The sequence below is a fragment of the Nocardioides sp. NPDC023903 genome (assembly GCF_040639295.1).
In the GTDB taxonomy this organism is placed as follows: Bacteria; Actinomycetota; Actinomycetes; order Propionibacteriales; family Nocardioidaceae; genus Nocardioides.
In genome coordinates this window covers 1-1,263 of sequence record NZ_JBEZZS010000083.1, presented here as the reverse complement: position 1 = coordinate 1,263, position 1,263 = coordinate 1, and the positions used below count along the sequence as shown (strand labels likewise).

General features: G+C 65.5%; 2 protein-coding genes and 1 pseudogene. 2 read left to right on the top strand and 1 reads right to left on the bottom strand.

Annotated features, from left to right (window positions below; all coding sequences use genetic code 11):
• The coding region (locus AB0F44_RS30090) for a TetR/AcrR family transcriptional regulator (protein ID WP_357361025.1) at positions 1 to 568 on the top strand (568 nt) is incomplete at its 5' end.
• A 23-nt stretch (positions 569 to 591) separates the two neighbouring features.
• On the opposite strand, the gene AB0F44_RS30085 is transcribed toward AB0F44_RS30090, so the two are convergent.
• Complete coding sequence (locus AB0F44_RS30085) at positions 592 to 804, bottom strand: Tn3 family transposase (protein ID WP_357361027.1); 213 nt, start codon at positions 802 to 804, stop codon at positions 592 to 594.
• 27 nt (positions 805 to 831) lie between these two features.
• Here AB0F44_RS30085 and AB0F44_RS30080 point away from each other — a divergent pair.
• Positions 832 to 1,263: pseudogene (locus tag AB0F44_RS30080) on the top strand (hypothetical protein); the annotation flags it as partial.

Here is a 1,263-nt window from a genome sequence, read left to right as displayed (position 1 = left end):
ACAACACCAACGCGATCGGCAAGGTCTCGAAGCGGTCACAGTCGAGGCGGTCACCCGCGTGTCGAAGGTCGCGCGCGCCACCCTCTACCGGCACTTCGGTAGTACCACCCAACTGCTCGCGGCGACTTTCGAACGGCTGCTTCCGCAGGTCGACACACCGACCAGCACCGGGCCCGTGCGCGAGCGGCTCGTCGCGCTGCTCACCACCCAAGCCGACCTGATCCAACAGGCCCCGGTGCAGATGACCACCCTGTCCTGGCTGGCGATGGGTTCCATCGGCGAGGACCACCCAGACCCGGCCGCGGTCACCTCGCTGCGCGCGCGCGTCATCGAGCAGTACCGCCACCCGTTCGACCAGATCCTCACCAGCCCACAGGCCCGCGCGATGCTCGGCGAGCTCGACACCACCTTCGCCATCATCGAACTCATCGGCCCGATCGTGTTCGCCCGTCTCACCGGACTACGCACCATCGACCACGACGACTGCACCCGGCTCGTCGACAACTTCCTCACCGCCCACCGAACAAACACCCCGACACACACCCCTATCGACATCGCCACCCCGTAACCACAGATCCCGGGTCGCGCGGGTCAGAACAACGTGTCGCGCACCCGCAGCGGCCGGTACCCGGTCTGGCCCAGCTGGGCCAACTCGGCGTCGATGTCGACCTCGATCGCGCCGAAGAAGGTGATATTGGCGCTGTGGGCAGGGCTGATGTGGGTCAGGACTTCGTCATCGATACGCTGCCCGGCCCGGCGCATCTGCTCGATAGCGAGCCCGTAATGCTCCGTGGTCCAGGCGATGTTGTAGTTCAGAGAAGGGCCTATGAAATGAAATACGACGGCCTAAGGGCTATCGCCTATGTCGAGGACGGGCTACGGCTCGAGTCGCGCAACGGCAACGACATCACCGTCGCCTGGCCCGAACTCACCGGGCTGGCACCGGCCGAACCAGGTTTCGTGGTCGATGGGGAGATCGTGATCGAACGCGCGGGCCGGTCCTCGTTTCAGGCGTTGGCACCGCGGATGCATCAACGCAACCCGGCCGCGATCCGGGCGCTGGCGGTAACGACTCCGGCGACCTACATGATCTTCGATCTGCTCCACATCGGTGACCGTTCACTGATCGAGTTGCCCTACGCCCAACGCCGCGAACTCCTCGAACAGATCGGATTGGCTGGACCGCATTGGCGGATCCCGCACCTGTTACCGGGCCCTGCCGCTGACGCGCTTGCGGTATCGAAAGAGCTGGGGGCCGAGGGC